The following is a 1,914-nucleotide window of genomic DNA, read 5'->3' as shown; positions in this document are numbered from 1 at the left end:
GGGCAGCGACGGGTGCAGATGTCACCCATGATCATGAAGGTCGCGGTGCCACCGGAGAAGCACTCGCCCAGGTTCGGGCAGGAGGCTTCTTCGCAAACGCTGTGCAGCTTGTGTTTGCGCAACAGGGCCTTGATACGGTCGACTTCCGGGGACGCCGGGATGCGTACGCGAATCCAGTCGGGTTTGCGTGGCAGTTCATCGCTGGGAATGATTTTCACCGGGATGCGCGCAACCTTTTCGGCGCCGCGCAGCTTGACGCCCACTTCCACTCTTACCGGGGTTTTACCGGCCGATTCCACAACAGTGACCATGTATTTTTTCCTTGTAGCGGGTGGTTCGGCCCAGGCCAACCTGTGGTTTGTCGTCAGGCTGGCAGGAGGGACAAGGCGTTGCCCAGTCCCTCCTGTGGATCAGTCGCGATAGACCGGGAAGTCAGCGCACATCGCAGCGGCCTGCCGGGCGACATGCGCCTCGACATCGGCATCGCCGAGGTGATCGAGGATGTCGCAGATCCAGCCCGCCAGCTCAACGCTCTGGGCGACCTTGAAACCACGGCTGGTAATCGCTGGGGTACCGATGCGCAGACCCGAGGTCACGAACGGCGATTGCGGGTCGTTTGGCACGGCGTTTTTGTTCACGGTGATCCCGGCACGGCCCAGCGTGGCGTCGGCGTCTTTGCCGGTCAGGCCCTGACGGATCAGGCTCACCAGGAACAGGTGGTTGTCGGTGCCGCCGGAAATCACGTCGTAGCCACGCTCGATAAAGACTCCAGCCATCGCCTGGGCGTTGTCGATCACTTGCTGTTGATAGGCCTTGAAACCCGTCTCCAGCGCTTCCTTGAAGCACACGGCCTTGGCGGCGATCACGTGCATCAGCGGGCCGCCCTGACCTCCGGGGAATACCGCGGCGTTGAGTTTCTTCTCCAGGTCCGGATTGGCCTTGGCCAGGATCAGGCCGCCGCGTGGACCGCGCAGGGTTTTGTGCGTGGTGGTGGTGACGACATCGGCGAACGGAATCGGGTTCGGGTACAGACCGGCAGCCACCAGTCCGGCAACGTGGGCCATATCCACAAACAGATAGGCGCCGACCTTGTCAGCGATCTGACGGAAGCGCGGGAAATCCAGGGTTTTGGAGTAGGCGGAGAAGCCGGCAATGATCATCTTCGGCTTGTGTTCAACGGCCAGGCGTTCGACTTCGTCGTAATCGATCAGCCCGCTCGCAGTGTCGATGCCGTACTGCACGGCGTTATACAGCTTGCCGGAAAAACTGACTTTGGCGCCGTGGGTCAGGTGACCGCCGTGGGCCAGGCTCATGCCCAGCACGGTGTCGCCGGCTTGCAATAGAGCCAGATAAACCGCCGCGTTGGCCTGACTACCGGAATGCGGCTGGACGTTGGCGTAATCGGCGCCGAACAGCTGTTTGGCGCGGTCGATGGCCAACTGCTCGACCACGTCGACGTGCTCGCAGCCGCCATAGTAGCGCTTACCCGGATAGCCTTCGGCGTACTTGTTGGTCAGGCCGCTGCCTTGCGCTTCCATCACTCGTTGGCTGGTGTAGTTTTCCGAGGCGATCAGCTCGATGTGGTGCTCTTGACGTGCGTCCTCGGCATTCATCGCCGCCAGCAGTTCATCGTCGTAGCCTTTGATCTGGTCGTGCTTACTGAACATGGTGCAATCCTCTGTTGTTCTTGGGTAGCGAATGGGCTGACCTGTAGGAGCTGCCGCAGGCTGCGATCTGTTGATCCTGGCTTTAAAAAAGTCAAAAGATCGCAGCCTGCGGCAGCTCCTACAGAGGTAGGCCTTGTTGTTAGGCGTCCTGATAGCTTTCGATCGACGGGCAGGCGCAGATCAGGTTGCGGTCGCCAAACACGTTGTCGACCCGGCCGACCGGCGGCCAGTACTTGCCTTCGATCAA

General features: G+C 60.9%; 2 protein-coding genes and 1 pseudogene. All 3 read right to left on the bottom strand.

What is annotated here, in order from left to right:
- Positions 1-311, bottom strand: a pseudogene (locus ACIPIN_RS28920) (lipoyl synthase); the annotation flags it as partial.
- Between the two features lie 99 nt (positions 312-410).
- Complete coding sequence (gene glyA / locus ACIPIN_RS28915; protein WP_401124918.1) at positions 411-1,667, bottom strand: serine hydroxymethyltransferase; 1,257 nt, start codon at positions 1,665-1,667, stop codon at positions 411-413.
- 139 nt (positions 1,668-1,806) lie between these two features.
- Positions 1,807-1,914: hypothetical protein (locus ACIPIN_RS28910; protein ID WP_401124921.1), on the bottom strand; the 108-nt coding region annotated here is incomplete at its 5' end.

Origin of the sequence: Pseudomonas sp. NPDC087697 (assembly GCF_044743155.1) — a bacterium.
In the GTDB taxonomy this organism is placed as follows: Bacteria; Pseudomonadota; Gammaproteobacteria; order Pseudomonadales; family Pseudomonadaceae; genus Aquipseudomonas.
The sequence above is the reverse complement of the archived record's forward strand: the minus strand, read 5'-3'. Positions and strand labels throughout refer to the sequence as shown.

Bases quoted from the DNA above. Each gene is read 5' to 3' on its own strand.
- glyA (WP_401124918.1), bottom strand. From the start codon at position 1,667: ATGTTCAGTAAGCACGACCAGATCAAAGGCTACGACGATGAACTGCTG.